Raw genomic sequence first — 18,739 nt, forward strand, 5'->3', positions numbered from 1 at the left:
AAAGGGGGCACTATGGCCACGAAAAAACTAAATATCAAAGACAAATATCGCTATCTGACTCGTGATCTGGACTGGGAATTCAGCTACCAGGATCGCAAAGAAGCCTTCCCCTACGAGGAGTTCGAGGGCATCAAGATTACCGATTGGTCCAAGTGGGAAGATCCGTTCCGTCTGACAATGGACGCGTACTGGAAATACCAGGCTGAGAAAGAAAAGAAGCTGTACGCCATTTTTGATGCCTTCGCGCAGAACAATGGCCAGATGAATATTTCTGATCCGCGTTACCTGAACGCGATCAAGGTGTTCCTGACCGCGGTGACCCCGCTGGAATACCAGGCTTACCAGGGCTACTCCCATGTGGGACGTCAATTCAGCGGCATCGGCGCACGTATTGCGTGCCAGATGCAGTCGATTGACGAGCTGCGTCACGTGCAGACGCAGGTTCACGCCATGAGCCACTACAACAAGTTTTTCAATGGCTTCCAGGACTGGAGCCATATGCACGACCGCGTCTGGTATCTGTCCGTGCCCAAGTCCTTCTTTGAAGATGCCCGTGCCGCTGGTCCCTTCGAGTTCCTGCTGGCGATCAGCTTCTCCTTCGAGTACGTGCTGACCAACTTGCTGTTCGTGCCCTTCATGTCGGGCGCGGCTTACAACGGCGACATGGCCACCGTGACCTTCGGTTTCAGCTCGCAGTCTGACGAAGCGCGCCACATGACGCTGGGTCTGGAAGTGATCAAGTTCCTGCTGGAGCAGCACGAAGACAACGTGCCTATTGTTCAGCAGTGGATCGACAAATGGTTCTGGCGCGGTACCCGCCTGCTGTCCGTGGTCGGCATGATGATGGACTACATGTTGCCCAACAAGGTCATGTCCTGGAAAGAGGCCTGGGAGGTGTATTTCGAGCAGGCCGGTGGCGCTCTGTTCAAGGACCTGGCCCGTTATGGCATTCGCATGCCCAAGTACAGCGAAGTGATCGAGAAAGAGAAAGAGCACATCTCGCACCAGGCCTGGTGGATCTTCTACAACTTCGGTCACGCTGCCGGTTTCCACACCTGGATCCCCAGCGACGAGGAACTGGATTGGCTCAGCGCCAAGTACCCCGACACCTTCGACAAGTACTACCGTCCGCGTTGGGAAATGGCCAAGAAGATGGAAGCCGAAGGCAAGCGCTTCTACTCCAGCGGTCTGCCCCAGTTGTGCCAGGTATGTCAGGTGCCCATGACCTTTACCGACATGGAAAAACCCGACGAAATTACCTACCGCCAAAGCCAGTACAAGGGCGAGCGTTACCACACTTGCTCGGACGGTTGCCGCGACATTTTCGAGCACGAGCCTGAAAAGTACATCCAGGCCTGGCTGCCGGTGAACCAGATCCTGCAAGGTGGCTGCGGTGGCCCCGATCTGGAGAAGATCCTGAGCGACTACTACCAACTGAACGTGGGTGTCGACAATATGGACTTCAAGGGCTCCGTGGACGAAGCGCGCTGGAACGAATGGAAAGGAGTGACGGCCTAGTCACACGAGAAAAAGGGCAGCGCTCCCGGTGGGCGCTGCCACTACCTATAAAAATTGGAGATCAATATGGCAGTTACTGCAATTACCCCGGACTATCAAGGCTACGCGCGCGATCAGAAGTCGCATTACGGCGAAAGCATGCTGTTGTACATCGGTTGGGATGAGCACTTGTTGTTCTGCTCGGCCAAAGCCTTTCTGGTTCAACCCGACATGACCGTCTCGCAACTGATCCAGGAACTGATGCCCGCCGGTTTTGCCCAGCACCCTGACTTTGAACAGATCGAGTGGAGCAAGGTGCAATGGAATCTGAATGGCGAGGCCGTTGAACTGAACCCGGACGCCACCTTGGGTGCCAAGGGTTTTGATCACAAATCCTTGTTGCGTTTCAAGACCCCTGGCCTGAATGGCTACAAGGGTACGGGCGTATAAGAGGCGGAGGCAGCAATGACGTATCAGGTAACCGTAGAACCCACAGGTGATGTGGTAGAGGTGGAAGACGGACAAACCTTGTTGGACGCCGCGTTGCGACAAGGGGTTTGGTTGCCTTTTGCCTGTGGACATGGCACGTGTGGCACCTGCAAGGTGCAGGTGCTTGAAGGCTATGCAGACGCAGGCGATGCGTCCAGCTTTGCCCTGATGGATTCGGAGCGGGACGAAGGCAAGCTGCTGGCTTGCTGTTGCCGCCCCGAATCCGATATGGTCATCGAGGCCGACGTGGACGTGGACCCGGATTTCCAGGGCCTGCCCGTCGAGGATTATCAGGGCAAGGTCGTCCTGATTGAAGACTTGTCGCCCACGATCAAGCACATCCGTCTGGAGCTGGATCGTCCGATGGCGTTCCAGGCCGGGCAGTACATCAACCTGCATGTGCCGTCCATTGACAGTACCCGTGCTTTCTCCATTGCGAATCCGCCGTCCATGACCGGCATTATCGATTTGCACGTACGAAAGGTAGAAGGGGGCGCAGGCACGACCTGGCTGCACGAGGAGCTGGAAGTGGGGCAGTCTCTGGATGTGTCCGGCCCTTATGGTCAGTTCTTTGTGCGCAAGTCCGACCCGCAAGGCGCAATTTTTATCGCCGGTGGTTCGGGCCTGTCCAGCCCCGAATCCATGATTATGGATTTGCTGGAGCAGGGCGATACCCGTCCTATTTATCTGTTCCAGGGCGCACGCAATAAAGCTGAGCTGTATCACGCTGATCACTTCTACCAACTGGCTGAACAGTATGACAACTTCCACTACATCCCGGCCTTGAATGCGCCTTTGCAGGATGATGCCTGGGAAGGCTTTGTAGGCTTTGTGCACGAAGCTGTGGGGCAGTTCTTTGAGCAGCGTTGTTCAGGTAATAAGGCTTACCTGTGTGGTCCACCACCCATGATCGAGGCGGCGATTTCCACCTTGATGCAAAGTCGCCTGTTTGAGCGCGATATTCACATGGAGCAGTTCCTGACAGCCGCAGATGGTGCTACCGGCAAGGTGCGCTCGGCTTTGTTCAAGCGTATCTAAGCGTTTGAGCTGATTCATCAGCGGAATTTTTTTGCTTTGAAAGGTTTCGCTGAGAGTCCGCTCCTCTCCATTTTGGATATCGCTAAAACAGTGGGGGCGGTATTTAGGTGGAAAGTGGCTAGCCGTGGTGATGCTATCTGTCTTTATGGTTGGATGCGCTGCGCGTGTTGATTACAACCGGAAGTCGATAGATTTAGCCATTGGGATGAATAAATCGGAAGTGCGAGCCGTAATGGGCGAGCCACGTCGCACAGATGTGAATGAGGAGCGGGAGCGTTGGATTTTCTGGAACCCGGCGATCATCGGCTTTACGCCCATTGATAACGAAACCCTTGCGCAAGACCGCTTGGTGGTGACTTTCGTAGAGGGCAAAGTGACTCGTTGGGGTAATCAGACCTATATGGATGATGCCGCTGAGATTAGTCGGAGGACGATGGAAAGCTCCATGACTCTGATTAAAGAGACACAAAAAACAGCGCAATAAACTGTTTGTTGGATTCTTTATAAACCCGCCTTGGCGGGTTTTTTGCTTTATGGATAGTTGTGTTTTGGGGACACCCATATAGCCGAAGAGTCAGTGCTTGTTAAAACAGTGTTTTTGTTGACAGGTATACTTGTTGGTTTCGTAAAAGTAGGGCCGACATTCTGTCGAGAAGCCCCTAGAGGTATTTAGGTTTGCCATGAGTTCTAATGTTTTCTGGTTGTTCTTGCCCGCCTGTTTTGCCCTGAATATGGCCTTCGGACCCAATAATCTGCTGTCCATGACGGTAGGGGCCAAGCAAGGGGTGTCGACTGCCCTGGTGGCGGCCATGGGGCGTCTGGTCGCTTTTGCCATCATGATTGTGGTGGCGGCCTTGGGGATGGGCACCTTGCTGATGGTCTCGGAAACGGCCTTTACCGTGGTCAAGCTTGCGGGGGCGGCGTATCTGATTTGGCTGGGCATCAAGGTGTTGCGTGCCAGTGGCAAAACATCAGCAGAGCAGACTGAGGTGAGCAAAAAAGATATCTGGGGCCTGGTGCGTCAGGAGTTCTTCGTGGCTATTGGCAATCCTAAGGCCATTCTGATCTTCACCGCCTTCTTCCCGCAGTTTGTGGATATGAATAACTATTGGGCCAGCTTCATGACACAAGGAGTGATTTTTCTGCTGCTGGAAGTGATCGCGATTGCGGCATATGCCTATGTGGGGACCAGGCTGACAGGTGTGATGCAAAATGCGCGTGGTCTGCGCTGGGTGAACCGTATCAGCGGCAGCATGATGATAGGCTTTGGTGTGATCCTGGCCATGGCGCGACGTTCCTGATGTGAAACCTGATCTGGCCGCTCAAGCCAGACAGCAAAAAGCTCTCTTTGCGAGAGCTTTTTTTATGCCTATCACAGGCCTGAGAAGGCCAAGCCTCATGTTTTTACTGGCGTTTTTAGGTTCAATACACAGAACTTGAAAAATCCCATGTGGTTGTGTGAAGCACCTGTTTTGTTTGTGTTTCTATTTGTACAGGGTAAACACTGAATATGCTGTTTAACGCTTGAAGTTTGTAATTTTTTTGTTAGGATAAAAATTCGTTCTAGGCTTTCTTGATTAAATAAACAGCAGGAGGTTTGGATATGAATGACATGCCCATGAACTGGCCCAGTGATTTTCCGAGCAAGCACGATTCAATATAAATTTCCAAGAAAGACGGAGACCATTAACCAGCTTGGCCGCCCTATGGGCGGCTTTTTCATTGGTGCCTGATTGTTCTGTTTTTTATATCGGTATGCCTTGAGGCTGAGCTGGTCGTTTATTGATAAGATTCAAATTCTGAACAGCCCAAGGATGGAAAGTTTCACAGGGCTACCTTAAATTAGGTTTTATTGCGTTTTAATGCATTGGGTGGCTCGGGAAAATACGGAGCAGAAAAAGAATGAATGGTATCAAGGTCTTGTTTGTTTTGTGTTTTCCCCTGCTTCTTGGCGCTTGCTCCAGTATTGCCGTTACTTATCATAGCGACCCCGAAGGAGCCACTGTCGTTTGCAATGGCAGTGTCTACGGCGAGACTCCGCTGACCATTAACTATAAGCTTAGGGATGTCGATAAACGCCTGGGCATTCTTTATACAGATCCTTGTTATGCGCAGTGGCTCAGTGAATACCGAGTCTCGTATACCAATCGGGTGCCTCTGCCCCCGATCCCGGTTTTCGGCTATCAAATGGCCAAACGGCCTCTGGGTGACGGCTATGCACAGGATGCAGATTACGGCTTGCGCGTGCAGACTTTGCGTCAGATGCGAGAACAGCAAGAAGAAAACCGCAGATTGATGCAAGCCCAACTCCGAGAGCAGCGTAAAACCAATTGCCTGCTGGAGGGGAAGTCAAAATGTTAGTGCCCCCTTGGGCAGGTATTAACTTGTACTATGGCGCCTGATCAAGATTGACCAAGCATCTTGGCCAAGATTTCTTATTTTTAAAGGTAGGCAGGTTCCTTAATGAGTAATTCAAAGCGGGTAGATCTGGGCGGCCTTGTAGGTGTCGCTTTTTGGATGTTGCTTCTGGGCGCTTTATTTGTAGGCTTTGTCTACCTCTTGTCCTTTCCATGGGCCTGGGTTGTGAAGGTGGCAATTGGCCTGGAAGTTGTGTTGCTGCTCATGGCTTTGATGATGGAAGTTTCCGCGAAGGACGTGGATGGAGCCGGGGGCTGGGCGACGTTCGGGTTTGTGTTGGGACATGCCTGGATATTCGCTGCCGCACTGGTTTTGCGCGGCATCGTGCTGGTGGGGCAGTGGATTTTTGGCTGATGTTGGCGGGTTCACCGCCTTGTTCCGCGTAAACAAGCCCTCAGGGCTATGCTATTTTCTTCTCTTTCCCTTTTCTGATTGATCCAGCCTTGCCACGTTCCTCTACTACCCCCTCTCGCCGTATCACCATCCGCGATGTCGCCAAGGCGGCAGGGGTGTCTTTGACGACGGTTTCACACGCTTTGAATGATAGGGGAGTCGTGGACCCCTTGACGCGGGCCAAGGTGAAGCAGATTGCTGCGGATATGGGCTATCGGCCCAATGTTCGGGCGCAGCGTTTGCGCTCTGGCTCGGCCAATAGTATTGCGCTGGTTTCTTCCATGCCTTTTGCCGTGTCGGGTGGGGTTTCGCGTCTGGGCTTCATGATGGAAGTGGCGGGGATTGCAGCAGAAGCCGCCATGCGGCGTGGTCTGGCCCTGGTCTTTGTTCCTCCTCTGGAGAATGCACAGGCCTTTCTGGAAGGCCTGGATATTGATGGAGCGATTCTGCTTGAACCCATGACGGATGACCCGAATGTGCGCTTGTTGCAAGAGCGGGGCGTGGCCCTGGTGTCGATTGGGCGTCAAGGGGGCGGTGCAGAAAGCATTCCTTTTATTGATCTGCAATCCACAGCAACGGCGCATTTGCTGTTGAACCATCTGTGGGAACAAGGGCGGCGACGTATTGCGCTGGTGCAAAGCAGCGCGGCGCGGGATTCCTATGCCAGTCACAAGAAAGCCTATGAGAACTTTGCGACGGCGCATGCCATGCCTTTGCGCTATATGCAGGTAGAGGAAAGCCTGGGAGAAGTCGGGGGCCACAAAGCATGTGCGAAGTTGCTGGCTCAGTATCCGGATACGGATGCCTTATGTGTGCCTGTGGATGCCTTTGCGGTTGGTGCTCTGGAGGCTGTACAGCAAGCCGGTTTGCGAGTTCCGCAAGATGTGATGATCGCAACCCGTTACGACGGTTTGCGTGCTCGAACTGCAGAACCCGCCTTGACTGCAGTGGATCTGCATCTGGAGCAAGTGGCTACCTTGGCGGTCGAGCTCTTGTTTGAACATTTGTCGGGCGACAAGAGCCGCATGTCGGCATTGGGCCCGAAGCCGGAGCTTCGGGCCCGCGCGTCTACCCAGTTGGATGATTAAGTCAGCATGACGGCCAGACCGGAGACGGTCGCAAAGACCAGAACTCCGATACGCAGGCGGCGTTGATCCAGCCTGTGATGAACCAGGCTACTCAAGCCCATACCAAGCAATAGTGCAGGCAGGCACAAGACGGCGTAGCTCAGGTGTGACCAGGCCAAGGCGCCTGATAAACCCAGCACGATTAGCGAGATCACTTCCCCCACCAGAAAGCACAAGGCGACTGTCGAGCGCAAGGTGGCGACGGGGGCATGCTGATACACCAGAGCCAAGGGTGGGCCGCCAATACCGGTCGCTGTTTCCGTAATTCCGGTGACCAGGCCCGTGGCAATAAAGGCTTTTTTGCCAGGCGTAAAACTGGGGGCCAGGACCGAGGCCAGTACAGCCAACAAGGTGCTGATACCCACGAATTGGTTTAACCAATAAGTGGATAGGACCAACAAAATGCCCAGCCCGGCAAAGGTGCCTGCAAAACGTCCAACGGTAATCCAGCCTGCTCCACTGCGGTCAATTGCCCCGCGTTCCCGCCAGGCGACATAGGCGTTCAAGGGCAACATCAGGAACAGGAGTGCTCCAGGAATGGCTTCGGGGTGAACCAATGCCAGGACCGGGACCACGATCAGGGCAAAACCCATGCCGCTGGCCCCTTGGATAAAGGCGCCAGCCAGGACAGCCGCGAAAGCAATTAACAAACCTGCTGTCATGCCAGGGCCTTTTCCTGCTCTGCGTGACGGGCCAGATGCTCGGTGGATGGGGCATGGAGTTTGCGAATATCCGATTGGGCGACCGCGTGGCGAGCCAGTTCACGGACTTCTTCCAGCAAGGGCAAGGGGTCCCAATCCACAGGCTGCCCTTCCCACAGACGCAGCTTGCCTTGGACGACGACGGCGCTGATCTGGTCGCGGGCGGCAATCCGTACCAGCTCCCAGGGCAGATCCCAGGAAGGCGTCATTTCAGGCACCTGCAGGTCCACCACTAGAAAGTCGGCTTGAGCACCCACACGAATCTGTCCGGTTTGAGTCCCCAGGCCAATGACATCGGCACCGCCTCGGGTGGCCATATCCAGCCAGGTCCAGCCAGCGCCGCAGGAAGAATCGCCCACCATCATGCCAAAGGCAAAGCGTTGTGCGGCCTCGCCATAATCCATCATGCGAAAGGCGTCGCTGCGTGTGCCGTCTGTTCCCATGCCCAGCCGTATCCCCTGAACTCGCATGGCTTCTGCTGGGGCAACCGCATTGCCTTTCCAGGCGCTGGCAACGGGGTTGTAGGAAACAGCAGCATTCAGGTCTGCCAGCAGACGGATCTCGCTGGGGGTTACCAAGGTGGCATGGGCCAGCAAAGAGGCTGAGCCCAGCGCCCCGATGTGAGCCAGATGCTCGATGGGACGGCGGCCGTGGGCATTCAAGGAACGCTCAACCGCGACCAGATGCTCGTTGGCATGCGTCTGGAAAACACGACCGGCTTCTTCACTCATGGCATAGACGCGATGCAACATGGCGTCACTGGCGGCCTCGGGAATGGAAATGGCCAGTGAGGGGCTGATCAAATCGTGGTGCTCCCATTGCTGTAAGTGGGCTTGGGCGCGAGCCAGAATCGGCTCGGCGTCAAATAGTACCGCGCCGTGCTTGTCGTTGCAGATCAGGCCCAATACGCAGCGTATTCCCACGTCCGTAGTGGCTTGCACAATGGCATCCAGGTCTTCCGAGGAGCGCGTACCGGCATCGCAGACAGTGGTGAAACCGCCGCGCAAGGCTTCCAGTGCCGACAGCTTGCTGGAGGCATACAGATGGCGCGCGTTCAAGGTACTTTCCAGGGGCACCCATACGCGGCGGAAAATCTCCGAGGGCTCGCCGTAAACCAGCGATTTTCCATAAGACTGGGTGACGTGGTGGTGTGCATCGATAAAGCCGGGCATCAATAAATGGCCGGGCAGGCTGAGCCGAGGCAGTTCAGGGTGACGGGTCGCGATGTCCTGAACCGTGCCAATATCACTAAAGCGACCTTCTTCAATGACGACAGCGTGTCCGCCTACAGGTCCTTGTGGCAGTAAAAGATGTTCAGGCTCCAGAATGCGGGCGTGGGCCAGGTCTTGGGATTGGAATAAAGCAGCGTGATTCATGACACAGCTCATTAAGAATGTTGAAGGGGGACGGCTTTGGCCGAGCGCTGACCCACGTGAATGAACAGGTAGTTCAGCACAGCAGCCGTCAGGGCACCCATAGCGACGCCGTTGGACAGCAGCAAACGCAGTTGGGCGGGGAGTTGGTCGTAAATGCCGGGGACAACAATGGGCAGCAAACCGATGGCCAGGGCCGTGGCGACGACGTACATGGCGGAGTGACCGCGCAGATCAACTTTGCGCAACATGTCTATGCCCATCGTGCCCACAATGGCAAAGACCACCAGGCCGGTTGCGCCAATGACGGAGGCCGGGATCACGCTAATCAGGGCGGACAGGGGCGAGAACACGCCAAAGAGAATCAGAAAGAGCCCGCCGACGGCGGTGACATAGCGCGAACGTACTTGAGTGGCGCGGATGATGCCGATGTTCTCGCCGCTGGTAATGATGAGCGAGGTCCCGAAAATGCCGCCCAGCAAAGAGGCCAGCCCATCACCGCGAATCGTGTTGGGTACTTGGGCTTGTTGCTCGGCCTCGTCTTCCTTGCCCAGGACTTCATTCAAGGCAATGGTCTGGCCGGTGGCCTCCACCATGGAAATTAAGGTGAACAGCAGCAGCGGCAAAGCAGCAATCAGATCAAAGTTGGGTGGGCCGAAAGGGAAGGGGGAGGGCAGAGCCAACAGAGGTCCGCTGCCTACGCCACTCAGACTGATAGCGCCCATCAAGGCGGCGGACAGGGCACCCACAATCAAACCCAGCAAGATGGCCAGTTGGCGGCACATTCCTTTCAGCAGACGCGCAAAGAGTACGGTGGAGGCAATGGTGATCAAGGCCAGCAGCAGATTGTCGGTATTGCCAAAATTGGCGCTACCGGGTGTACCAGCGATCAGCTTGCCGGAGATCTGTGCCAGGTTGATCGCTACCAGCAAGAGCATGATGCCAATGACCAGCGCGGGGAAGTAACGCAGAAAGCGTTTGAAGATAGGGACGATCAGAAAGTAGAGCAAGGCAGACAGAATGACGGCGCCGGAGGCCGTAGGCAGATCGGTTTGTTGCGCGATCAGAATGAACAAGATAATGGGTGCGCCGCCAGGCAACATCACAAAAGGCAGTTTTGCACCTATGCCAGCCGGGCCGAAGGATTGGATCAAGGTGCCTATGCCACAGACCAGAAAGGTGGCGCTAAGCAATTGGGTGGTCAGAGCGGCATCAAAACCCAGGGCCTTGCTCATCAAAAAAACAGCGGCGATGGGCGAGGCGGCCATGACCAGTACGTGTTGCAGCCCGAAGGCAATCATGCGCTGGGGGGAATACAGCTCATCCACTTGCGCCGTGGAGGTGTTTTTCATCAGTGTCTCCTGTGCTGCGTTGTCAGGGTCTCAAGGAGCCTGCCGCAGTCCTTTAGGTTTTTATCGAATTTATGAGTAAAACGATTTGGTTGGCAATTTTAAGTCTAACCAAATCGTTTTGGTAGTGTATTAATGCTTTTCTAAAAAGTCGATGTGGAAAACAAATAAGGATTATTGCTTTAGGCTGAAATAGCCTGTTGAAGACAGGGACAGGGACAGGGACAGGGACAGGGACAGGGACAGGGACAGGGACAGGAGCAGGAGCAGGAGCAGGAGCAGGAGCAGGAGCAGGAGCAGGAGGTAGGAGGCTGGGGGCAGGAGACAGCGTGGCCAGTTCCGCCATTCAGGCAGTCAGCCTTGACTGCCTGAAGCGCTTTTTTAAGTAACAGGCTTTAATCCACGATGTACAGCGTGGCGCCTGTTTGGGTAGAGGAACGGTGCGGCTCGGCATTATCGGCCACGTGGTAAGACTGTCCGGGCTCCAGAGTGAAGCGGCGTCCGTCTTCCAGTTCTGTGTCCAGCTTGCCTTCCAGGCACAGCAGCATATGGCCTTTTACGCACCAATGATCGGCCAGATAACCGGGGCTGTATTCCACCATGCGTACGCGGATAGGGCCAAACTGCTGGGTGCGCCACAGGGCCATGCCTGTCTCGCCTTTGTGTTCGGTGGGGGTGATGTCGGACCAGTTGACGGTGCAAAAGGGTAAGTTCTTGATATCCATGCTTGCGGCTCGTGAGAAGGGATTGTGAGCATAGTAGGCCTGTTCTCGGGTTTTGGCCTGCTGGTCTGGCTATTTTCCCTGATACAGGCAATTTCAATTTTGAGGTTTGCTGACGACTCAAAGGCCGTGGAATCAGGAATACTCGCGCTCAACAGGGGCTGGTCAGGGCACTTGTACTAATAAAAGGGGAAGCGCATGAATCTGTCTCAATCATTTTTATCGGCACGACGTCTGGGGCGGTGGAGCTTGTTAAGCGCCGCTTTAGTTCTGGCAGCATGCAGCAACGTGCCGCCGCAGTCTGCGCAGCACGCTGTCTCGGCATCGGCTGTACCCCAAGCGAAGGCGAGCTTGGGAACCCAATGGGGGGAAGGGCGCGAGTCACGGGTTTATTCTGTCCAGGCCCAGCGTGTCGAGCCGCAGCGCGATGAGCTGCAATTCAGCTATTCCGATGAGCAAAGTATTCGTCGGGCCTTGGGAAGCAATCTGGATGCACAACGCAGCATTTTGCTGGATAAAGGCAATGTAGAGCTGTCCGTACATGATGCAAGCGACAAGCCTTTGACTATCTATAGCAGCGTGGGCCAAAACAATTATCAATTGGCCGGCAAGGAGGGCGAGCGATATGTGCTGGTCTATACCAATCGCAGCGGAACGCCTTATGAAATCATTACAACCGTAGATGGCTTGGATGTATTGTCCGGCAAGCCGGGTAGTCGTCGTCATAACGGCTATATGTTGCAAGCCGGGGCTGTGCTGCGTATTGAAGGGTTTCGCAAGAGCGCAGAAGAAGTGGCGGCCTTCCGTTTCTCCAGTAAAGATAGGGCGTATGCCGCTAACAGCCTGGCGGGCGATACACGTAATATTGGCGTGATCGGTACTGTGCTTTACGAGGTACGTCCCGTGCAGCCGCGTCAACCTGCTGCTCAGACGCCTAATCCCTTTCCAGGGGATGACAGCAAGGGCCAGTACGCAGCACCGCCGCGTTACTAAGTCTTGATCGTCTTCTTCGCCAGAATCGGTAAGCGGTTCTGGCGAAGTCGAGAGTGGCGGATATCGGGATACAAACGTCCTGGCGGGAAACTACGCGCTTGGAGCCCCGGAATGTCTCTGTTAAGGTGTGCCAGGATTAGCCACTATGCAAGGACAACACGTGCCGCCAGAGTTGATCCATCCAGAGCATTTTGTCCACGTACGCATCATTATCGGTATGGTGCTGGGTATCAGCATTTCTCGTCTGATCGTGGGCGTTTCCGAGTTCATCCAACACCCCAAAGCCAAGCGTATCTATCCCATTCATCTGGGATGGGTTCTGTACTTGTTCCTGACGATTATCCATTTCTGGTGGTATGAGTTCAGCCTGGTCAAGGTACAGGTCTGGTCTTTTCAGTTGTACTTTTTCCTGATCCTGTATACCTGTGTATTTGCCATCATGGCGTCCTTGCTGTTTCCCAGCAATATGCAGGAGTATCGGGGGTTTGAGGATTATTTTCAGACCCGGCGACGTTCACTGTACGGCTTCTTCGTACTAATCCAGATCATGGATTTGATCGACACCGCCATTAAAGGCAAAGCATATTTTCTAAGCTTGGGTATAGAGTACCCCTTGCAACAGGCCATGTTTATTGGCCTGGGTTTGATTGCAATGGTGGTGTCCAGCAAACGGTATCAGGCTGCCTTGATCGTGTTGACGCTGATCTATAAAGGGCAGTGGATTTTTCGTCTGTATGACATTCTGAATTAAGGCGGCACCTCGTGCTGCATATTGCTAGTGCTCCCTTGCGGGGGTTCTGCATTACCGGCAGATAGATAAACCGACGATAGGGTGGTCAAAGATCCTCTTTAGCGGATCTGTCATCGAGCCTGGGCTAGAATCCCTTTTTCAGTTGTGTTCTTGGAGATGGTAACGACATGAGTGGCTCCTTTACTTTTGTAGTGATGGTGGCGTTTTTGGCGGTGGTCGTCGTGATGGCCGGAGTCAAAGTGGTCCCTCAGGGCCAACAATGGACAGTCGAGCGCTTTGGTCGCTACACCCGCACCCTGACGCCCGGTTTGTCTTTGCTGGTGCCTTTTATGGACCGCGTAGGCCGAAAACTCAAAATGATGGAATCCGTTCTGGATGTTCCATCGCAAAATGTCATTTCTCGCGATAACGTGGCCGTGACCGCCGACGGTGTGGTGTTCTATCGCATCGACAATGCAGCTCAAGCAGCGTACGAGATTGACCATCTGGAACTGGCTATCGTCAATCTGACCACGACCAATCTGCGTTCGGTTCTGGGTTCGATGGAACTGGACCATATGTTGTCCAACCGTGAAATGATTAACGACCGCCTTCTGGCTGCCGTAGATGCGGCCACGACCCCGTGGGGTGTGAAGGTGACGCGGGTAGAAATTCGCGATTTGAATATGGCCCCGGAATTGCAGGAAGCCATGAATCTGCAAATGACGGCTGAACGTCATCGTCGTGCGGTGGTGACCAAAGCCAGCGGCCAGAAAGAAGCGGAAGTGCTGCAAGCAGAAGGGGAAAAACAGGCGGCTGTGTTGCGTGCTGAAGGTGAAAAACAATCCGCTATTTTGCGTGCCGAAGCGCGTGAGCGTGAGGCTGAGGCCGAAGCCCGTGCCACTCGTGAAGTGTCCGAAGCGATTAAAAGCGGTGATGTTCAGGCCTTGCAATACTTCGTGGGTTTGAAATACGTGGAAGCCTTGCGCGACGTGGGTAATGGCCCCAATAGCAAACTGGTCCTGATGCCTTTGGAGGCCAGCGGTATTACTGGCGCGGTTGCGGGTGTGACTGAGCTGCTGAAGTCCACAGGCGGCAAGTTGGGACAAGGTTAAGCGGACCACGGGAGGTGCTGATCTTGGCATTCATTTTCGATTCCTTTTGGTATTGGCTGGTGGCCGGCGTGGTGCTGGTTGCCGCCGAGGTCGTTCTCTCCGGCGTTTATTTGCTGTGGCTGGGTCTGGGCGCGTTGACGGTGGGTCTGTTTACTGCAGCTTGGCCTGATGCCCCTACCTGGTTGCAGTGGCTGATTCTGGCTATTGCCATGTTGGGCTGGGTAGTGGTGGGTGTGCGTTGGCAACGACGCAGCCGGGCCAGTCAGCCCGATATCCTCAATACAGGTTTGAGTGCCTATGTGGGCGCGCGTGCCCAGGTCAGTGAACGCTTTGTGAATGGCCGTGGACGTATTCGGCTTAACGATAGTTATTACAGTGCCACAGCGGCCCAAGACCTGGAGCAGGGTGCGGCGGTGGTGATCTTGGCTGTAGAAGGCGCCGAAATGCGTGTTCAGGCTGTTGAGTAATAGACATAGAACGGTGTAGAACAATGATGAACAATCGCTACGGCAAGCTGGCTTCTTTGGTGTATCACCTGGATAAGCCCATAGGGCGATCTTTCGGGGATGTTGAGTATTACCTGGAGCGTTTGCACGGTGTAAGCGGGGCTGTTTTAGAACCTGCGGTCGGCACGGGGCGTATTTTGATCCCCTTGCTGCAAGCGGGGCTGGACGTTAGTGGGTTCGACATCTCTCAGGAGATGTTGGATTACTGCCAGCGCGAACTGGGGCTGCGCTCCTTGAAAACTCGGCTTCAGTTGGCAGGCTTTACAGACTTCGAGGCGGACCGTCCTGTAGAGGCGATTGTGGTGCCTGCCGGCTCTTTCCAACTGCTGGATTCTTTCGAGCAAGGAATGGCGGCCTTAAGCCGTTTTCACGCCAGCTTGAAAACAGGCGGACGACTGCTGCTGGATCTGGATCCGGTCGCTGCCATTGTGAATGTGCATCCTGGTATGCGAACGTGGTCAGCTCCGCCGCATGGCTTGATCACCTTGAATGCGACTGCCCTGGAAAAGGATTACTGCGCCCAAGTGACTCGTGAAATGCATCGCTACGAGTTGTGGGAGCATGGAGTCTTGCTGGAAACCCAGTTGGAGCAATTTTCTTTGCGCTGGTGGGGAGTACAGGAAATGCGTATGGCTCTGGAGCAGTTGGGCTTTGGCGAGATCGTGATATCGGGCGGCTATCGATATGGCAAGCCGCCTCAAGATACGGATGGGATTATTTCGTTTGAAGCGCGCAAGCTTTAAGACTGTTGCCTTCAAGAAAGGGCTGAGCTCAGTCTTGATGCCTGTGTTTGCACGTAGAGCGTGGCAGGTTTTTAATAAACCTGCCTCTGCCTCTGCCTCTGCCTCTGCCTCTTTTGCAGGCTCGACTTCCACCTTGGCCCTTTTCTCCCTCTTTATCCCCTTTACAGCCCCTGTTCCATCCAAGTCGAGGCTCTGGTCTTTTGGGCTCCTGGCCTTTTTGTTTGTTTTAATCAGCGTGTTCAGTCCCATCGTAGAAGGGAGCAGTCTGCAACAAGATGATCAAGGCTGGGTCTACGTGAATGATCAGGGTGAACCCATCTTGCGCCCCTTTATCTATGACAACGGCCCTGATTATTTTGAGGAAGGCCTGGCTCGTTTCGTATCCAAGGGGAAAATGGGATTTCATGACCAGGCGTTGAAAATTCAAATTCCTGCCCGCTACGATTTTGCTTTCCCTTTTGTAGATGGCTACGCCAAGGTTGGCATGAACTGCAAGTTCATCCCCGACGGCGAGCATCGTTCGGTGCTCTGCAAGCAGTGGGAGAGTATTCCCAATCCCTTGTCAGGCTCCAAAGATCGGCCCGCAAACTAGCCACTGCAAAGTACACTGCCATACAGACTTTATCCGGAGAGCACGATGAAGAAATGGGGAATCCTGGGGCTGGTGGGCGTGTTGTCTGCCTGCGCGAATCAAGCCACGACACAGCCACCGCTTGGTATTGCCAATCCTGCGTCGGCATATTGCGTGGAAAAAGGTGGGCGGCTAGATATTGTGAATGCCCCGACCGGGCAGGTCGGGATGTGCACTTTGCCTGATGGCAGTGTGATTGAGGAGTGGGAGTTGATGCGTCGCGATCATCCATCGCAACGATCTTGAGACCACATGAAAAAAGCCAGCAATATGCTGGCTTTGTTGTCTTGAGAGGGGCCTGTGCAATCAGCGCTCGATACGGACTTCAAAGTAAGCTTCAGACTCGCCCAGATCGCGAAAACCATCGCTCATGGCGCGGGTGGCGGCTGCTATCCATTTTTTGGCCAAGGCAATGTCTTCCCCGGACAATTCTGTCTCTGCCGTTTCCTCGGCCAGTTGCCAGGCCCGATACGCCTGGACCACCGCCTCGGGGCCTTGCATAACTTTTTCTAAGCTACGGCGAAAGCGCTCTTCAGCCTCGCGGCGACCGCGTTCGGTGATATCGGAAGGAGCGTCGTGCAAAGTAATGGTATAGGACATGATGCTTCTTTTGCTGTATGGATGAACAGTAATTTAGCACGACTTTTTGTCTTGGGCCAGATTTTTATGATGGTTACTACCTGAGCTATTAGCCGACGTCTTTTTAGGGTTCAGACGGCATGGAAAATAGCTCGTCGCGCTTAGCTCTGCGAACTGTTGTACCAGACCTGATTTTCCACCATAGACTATCTTGTTCAGCCCGTGGGTATACTGCTTTCAACAGATCCACGCTCTTTTTTTATGGACGAGGTGCAGGGTGCAGCTTGTAGCAATTGGCAGTATTACCGTTGATATTGTGGTCTCTGGCATGCCCGCTGAGCTAGCGCGTGGAGACAAGCAAGAGGTGGGCTCGATAGACTTGTATCCGGGCGGCGGAGCACTCAATGCGACAGCCAGTTTTATGGCGCAAGGCGAGTCCGTACGACTGTTGGGGGCCTTGGGGCAAGATGGGCTGGGCGCTCGCTTATGCTCGCATATTGAACAGTTGGGTATTGATGTCAGCAGTGTGCAGCTTTGCCCAGATCAACCGACAGGTAAAGCCATTGTTTTGGTAGAACCTTCTGGAAGTGCGTCGGTGTTGGCCCGCCGTGGTGCTAATGCGTGCTTGCGTGTGCAGGCTCAGGATCTGCAGGCGGATTTGATTTATGTGGCGCCATTGGCACTGCAACCCATGGAGAGCCTGGCTCAAGCTTTGGCTGAAAGAGCAGACCAGTCAGCCTGCCTGGTAGTTAATCCCAGCGTGGCGTGTTTGCGCCAACAAGGGCAGGGATTCAAGCAGGTCTATGCTCGGGCAGATGTGCTGGGCCTGAACGCAGTAGAGGCTCAAATGTTGGCAGGCGTTCAGGATGCTGACATTCAGTTGGAACTGTCGATTCAAGAAGCCTGCGACTTGGCGACCCGTTTGCAGCATCACCCTCAACAAGCCTTGCTGATTACCTTGGGTGTACAGGGGGCGGTTTTGGCGTTCAATGGGCAGCATTATGCCGAGCCAGCGTGCAAAGTGACTGTATGTTCAACCGTTGGAGCGGGGGACGCATTTCTGTCCAGCTTTGCTTTGGCGTGGAAACGAGGCCTGGAGCCTTCAGCAGCCTTGAAGCTGGCCAGTCAGTCAGCGGCGGCACGCTTGGGACAGTGGGCGGCTAACAACTTCCCGCCCTTGTTCGGGCAGGATGCAGATGAGGTCCTGGTTTTATAAATAGCAGCAACAAAAAGACAGCGTAAAACGCAGCAAAACATAAGAACGGGGGAAACAATGGCAGCCACCACCACCATTATTATTGTGGGTTTGTATCTGCTAGTGACGGTCTTGCTGGGTGTGACACTCTGTTATACCCGGCCCAAGAGCTGGAAGCGTGACACTGCTTTATTAATGATTACGCCCTTGGCAGTGCCCGTGGTTTATGGTTTGTTTACCTTGCTGAGTTAATCGGCTCTGTTTGAACTGATACGTTTCCAAGGCTGTTTGTTGCGTGTTATGAGCTTTTGCGGTAATTTTTGCCACAAAAGTAAGCCCATGTAGCCTGATCTTGGTCTTTGTGTCGTCTCTGTGTCGGATCTTGACAATCGTTGACTTCATGTTCTGAGGGTGGCCCGTTACCATAGTCTTAAGCTTGTTTTAGTTGGGATTTTGGGATGTACGCCATGATTAATGCCTCGAATTTGATCGATTATGTACCTATGGTATTAATGTTGGCTGGCTGCGGTATTTTGGGCTTTATTTTGCTGTCATTCTGGCTGCACCGCTCTTGATTCACGCCCAGCGGCACTGTGCTTTGCAATAAAGCACGGATATTTACGCTTGATTTCAGCCCCATCTTTTACCTGACGTGTTGCTTTTGCTGCACGCTTGTCATCACACACTTTCCGTATCAAACAAGTGTAGTAAGCTATTTCCACGATCTGTTTCGCGACCAGCGCCTTGAGCTTTGCTCCTAACGTGCGCTAACAGCAGACGCTGCCTGTACCGCCATCACATTACGTGCTGGCTCAGGCATCAGCAAACATCAGGTCAAGGAGAAGGAAATCATGTTTTTCCGCTTAGTTTCTGCCTGCGCAGGTTCTTTGATGTTGTCAGCGTGCGCCAGCTCCACACAAAGCACCAAACCTGTGGCCCAAGCCAATTTGGCTTCTAATTTCTGTCAACGTATGGGTGGGCAAACCGTTGTCCATGAAAGTGGGCAAGGGGCTTACGGAACCTGTTTGATGAAAGACGGCTCGGAGTCGGAAGAATGGGCCTTTTACCGTAGCTGGTATCCCCGGATGGACTGAATTCTTCGCCAATTGTGGTTTTTGTGGCGATACTACGCCGCGATTG

The 18,739-nt window shown here is 54.1% G+C and carries 23 protein-coding genes; 18 read left to right on the forward strand and 5 right to left on the reverse strand.

Annotated elements, in window-relative coordinates; translation table 11 throughout:
- Positions 1–12: 12 nt before the first annotated feature.
- The 8 genes from OSH09_RS02690 (at position 13) to OSH09_RS02725 (ending at position 6,923) form a co-directional block, all read left to right on the forward strand.
- A complete protein-coding gene (locus OSH09_RS02690; RefSeq protein WP_243430262.1) occupies positions 13–1,518 on the forward strand; it encodes an aromatic/alkene/methane monooxygenase hydroxylase/oxygenase subunit alpha in 1,506 nt (501 codons plus the stop codon).
- 66 nt (positions 1,519–1,584) lie between these two features.
- A complete protein-coding gene (locus tag OSH09_RS02695) occupies positions 1,585–1,947 on the forward strand; it encodes a phenol hydroxylase subunit P4 (RefSeq protein ID WP_266120064.1) in 363 nt (120 codons plus the stop codon).
- A 15-nt stretch (positions 1,948–1,962) separates the two neighbouring features.
- Positions 1,963–3,024, forward strand: a complete 1,062-nt coding sequence (locus OSH09_RS02700) for an NADH:ubiquinone reductase (Na(+)-transporting) subunit F (protein ID WP_266120065.1) — start codon at positions 1,963–1,965, stop codon at positions 3,022–3,024.
- A gap of 205 nt (positions 3,025–3,229) precedes the next feature.
- Positions 3,230–3,508, forward strand: coding sequence for a hypothetical protein (locus OSH09_RS02705; RefSeq protein WP_266120066.1), 279 nt, complete (start codon positions 3,230–3,232; stop codon positions 3,506–3,508).
- Positions 3,509–3,704: 196 nt separating this feature from the next.
- Complete coding sequence (locus OSH09_RS02710) at positions 3,705–4,325, forward strand: LysE family translocator (protein ID WP_266120067.1); 621 nt, start codon at positions 3,705–3,707, stop codon at positions 4,323–4,325.
- 601 nt (positions 4,326–4,926) lie between these two features.
- Positions 4,927–5,385 (forward strand): PEGA domain-containing protein, encoded by a 459-nt coding sequence (locus OSH09_RS02715; RefSeq protein ID WP_266120068.1) that lies wholly within the window; start codon positions 4,927–4,929, stop codon positions 5,383–5,385.
- A 102-nt stretch (positions 5,386–5,487) separates the two neighbouring features.
- On the forward strand, positions 5,488–5,796 hold the full coding sequence (locus tag OSH09_RS02720; RefSeq protein WP_266120069.1) for a hypothetical protein: 309 nt from the start codon (positions 5,488–5,490) through the stop codon (positions 5,794–5,796).
- Between the two features lie 89 nt (positions 5,797–5,885).
- Positions 5,886–6,923: a LacI family DNA-binding transcriptional regulator gene (locus tag OSH09_RS02725; RefSeq protein WP_207874495.1), complete on the forward strand. Its 1,038-nt coding sequence runs from the start codon at positions 5,886–5,888 to the stop codon at positions 6,921–6,923.
- On the opposite strand, the gene OSH09_RS02730 is transcribed toward OSH09_RS02725, so the two are convergent.
- From OSH09_RS02730 to OSH09_RS02745, 4 genes are all read right to left on the reverse strand, one after another.
- A complete protein-coding gene (locus OSH09_RS02730) occupies positions 6,920–7,624 on the reverse strand; it encodes a sulfite exporter TauE/SafE family protein (protein WP_266120070.1) in 705 nt (234 codons plus the stop codon). The genes OSH09_RS02725 and OSH09_RS02730 overlap by 4 nt on opposite strands.
- Positions 7,621–9,039, reverse strand: a complete 1,419-nt coding sequence (locus tag OSH09_RS02735; RefSeq protein WP_266120071.1) for an amidohydrolase family protein — start codon at positions 9,037–9,039, stop codon at positions 7,621–7,623. Before OSH09_RS02735 ends, OSH09_RS02730 begins: the two co-directional genes overlap by 4 nt.
- Before the next feature lie 11 nt (positions 9,040–9,050).
- Positions 9,051–10,388: a uracil-xanthine permease family protein gene (locus OSH09_RS02740; RefSeq protein WP_266120072.1), complete on the reverse strand. Its 1,338-nt coding sequence runs from the start codon at positions 10,386–10,388 to the stop codon at positions 9,051–9,053.
- Between the two features lie 392 nt (positions 10,389–10,780).
- Entirely contained in the window at positions 10,781–11,110 is a 330-nt protein-coding gene (locus OSH09_RS02745; RefSeq protein ID WP_207874513.1) for a DHCW motif cupin fold protein, read from the reverse strand.
- A gap of 195 nt (positions 11,111–11,305) precedes the next feature.
- Here OSH09_RS02745 and OSH09_RS02750 point away from each other — a divergent pair, with 195 nt between their 5' ends.
- The 7 genes from OSH09_RS02750 (at position 11,306) to OSH09_RS02780 (ending at position 16,071) form a co-directional block, all read left to right on the forward strand.
- Entirely contained in the window at positions 11,306–12,100 is a 795-nt protein-coding gene (locus tag OSH09_RS02750; protein WP_266120073.1) for a hypothetical protein, read from the forward strand.
- A gap of 145 nt (positions 12,101–12,245) precedes the next feature.
- Positions 12,246–12,851 (forward strand): hypothetical protein, encoded by a 606-nt coding sequence (locus OSH09_RS02755; RefSeq protein WP_266120074.1) that lies wholly within the window; start codon positions 12,246–12,248, stop codon positions 12,849–12,851.
- 167 nt (positions 12,852–13,018) lie between these two features.
- On the forward strand, positions 13,019–13,945 hold the full coding sequence (locus OSH09_RS02760) for an SPFH domain-containing protein (RefSeq protein WP_207874521.1): 927 nt from the start codon (positions 13,019–13,021) through the stop codon (positions 13,943–13,945).
- Between the two features lie 14 nt (positions 13,946–13,959).
- Complete coding sequence (locus tag OSH09_RS02765) at positions 13,960–14,412, forward strand: NfeD family protein (protein ID WP_266120075.1); 453 nt, start codon at positions 13,960–13,962, stop codon at positions 14,410–14,412.
- A gap of 23 nt (positions 14,413–14,435) precedes the next feature.
- Entirely contained in the window at positions 14,436–15,194 is a 759-nt protein-coding gene (locus tag OSH09_RS02770; RefSeq protein WP_266120076.1) for a class I SAM-dependent methyltransferase, read from the forward strand.
- Positions 15,136–15,786: a WG repeat-containing protein gene (locus OSH09_RS02775; RefSeq protein ID WP_266120077.1), complete on the forward strand. Its 651-nt coding sequence runs from the start codon at positions 15,136–15,138 to the stop codon at positions 15,784–15,786. The genes OSH09_RS02770 and OSH09_RS02775 overlap by 59 nt, the downstream gene beginning before the upstream one ends.
- A gap of 45 nt (positions 15,787–15,831) precedes the next feature.
- A complete protein-coding gene (locus tag OSH09_RS02780) occupies positions 15,832–16,071 on the forward strand; it encodes a putative hemolysin (RefSeq protein WP_266120078.1) in 240 nt (79 codons plus the stop codon).
- Between the two features lie 60 nt (positions 16,072–16,131).
- Here OSH09_RS02780 and OSH09_RS02785 read toward each other — a convergent pair whose 3' ends face one another.
- Positions 16,132–16,425 (reverse strand): hypothetical protein, encoded by a 294-nt coding sequence (locus OSH09_RS02785; RefSeq protein WP_003800394.1) that lies wholly within the window; start codon positions 16,423–16,425, stop codon positions 16,132–16,134.
- A gap of 256 nt (positions 16,426–16,681) precedes the next feature.
- Between OSH09_RS02785 and OSH09_RS02790 the strand changes: the two genes are divergently transcribed.
- From OSH09_RS02790 to OSH09_RS02800, 3 genes are all read left to right on the forward strand, one after another.
- Complete coding sequence (locus tag OSH09_RS02790) at positions 16,682–17,620, forward strand: carbohydrate kinase family protein (RefSeq protein WP_207874529.1); 939 nt, start codon at positions 16,682–16,684, stop codon at positions 17,618–17,620.
- Positions 17,621–17,677: 57 nt separating this feature from the next.
- A complete protein-coding gene (locus OSH09_RS02795) occupies positions 17,678–17,851 on the forward strand; it encodes a hypothetical protein (RefSeq protein ID WP_266120079.1) in 174 nt (57 codons plus the stop codon).
- Between the two features lie 599 nt (positions 17,852–18,450).
- Complete coding sequence (locus OSH09_RS02800) at positions 18,451–18,693, forward strand: putative hemolysin (protein WP_207874533.1); 243 nt, start codon at positions 18,451–18,453, stop codon at positions 18,691–18,693.
- Positions 18,694–18,739: the final 46 nt, after the last annotated feature.

The organism is Alcaligenes parafaecalis, assembly GCF_026344135.1.
Classification (GTDB): Bacteria; Pseudomonadota; Gammaproteobacteria; order Burkholderiales; family Burkholderiaceae_B; genus Alcaligenes; species Alcaligenes parafaecalis.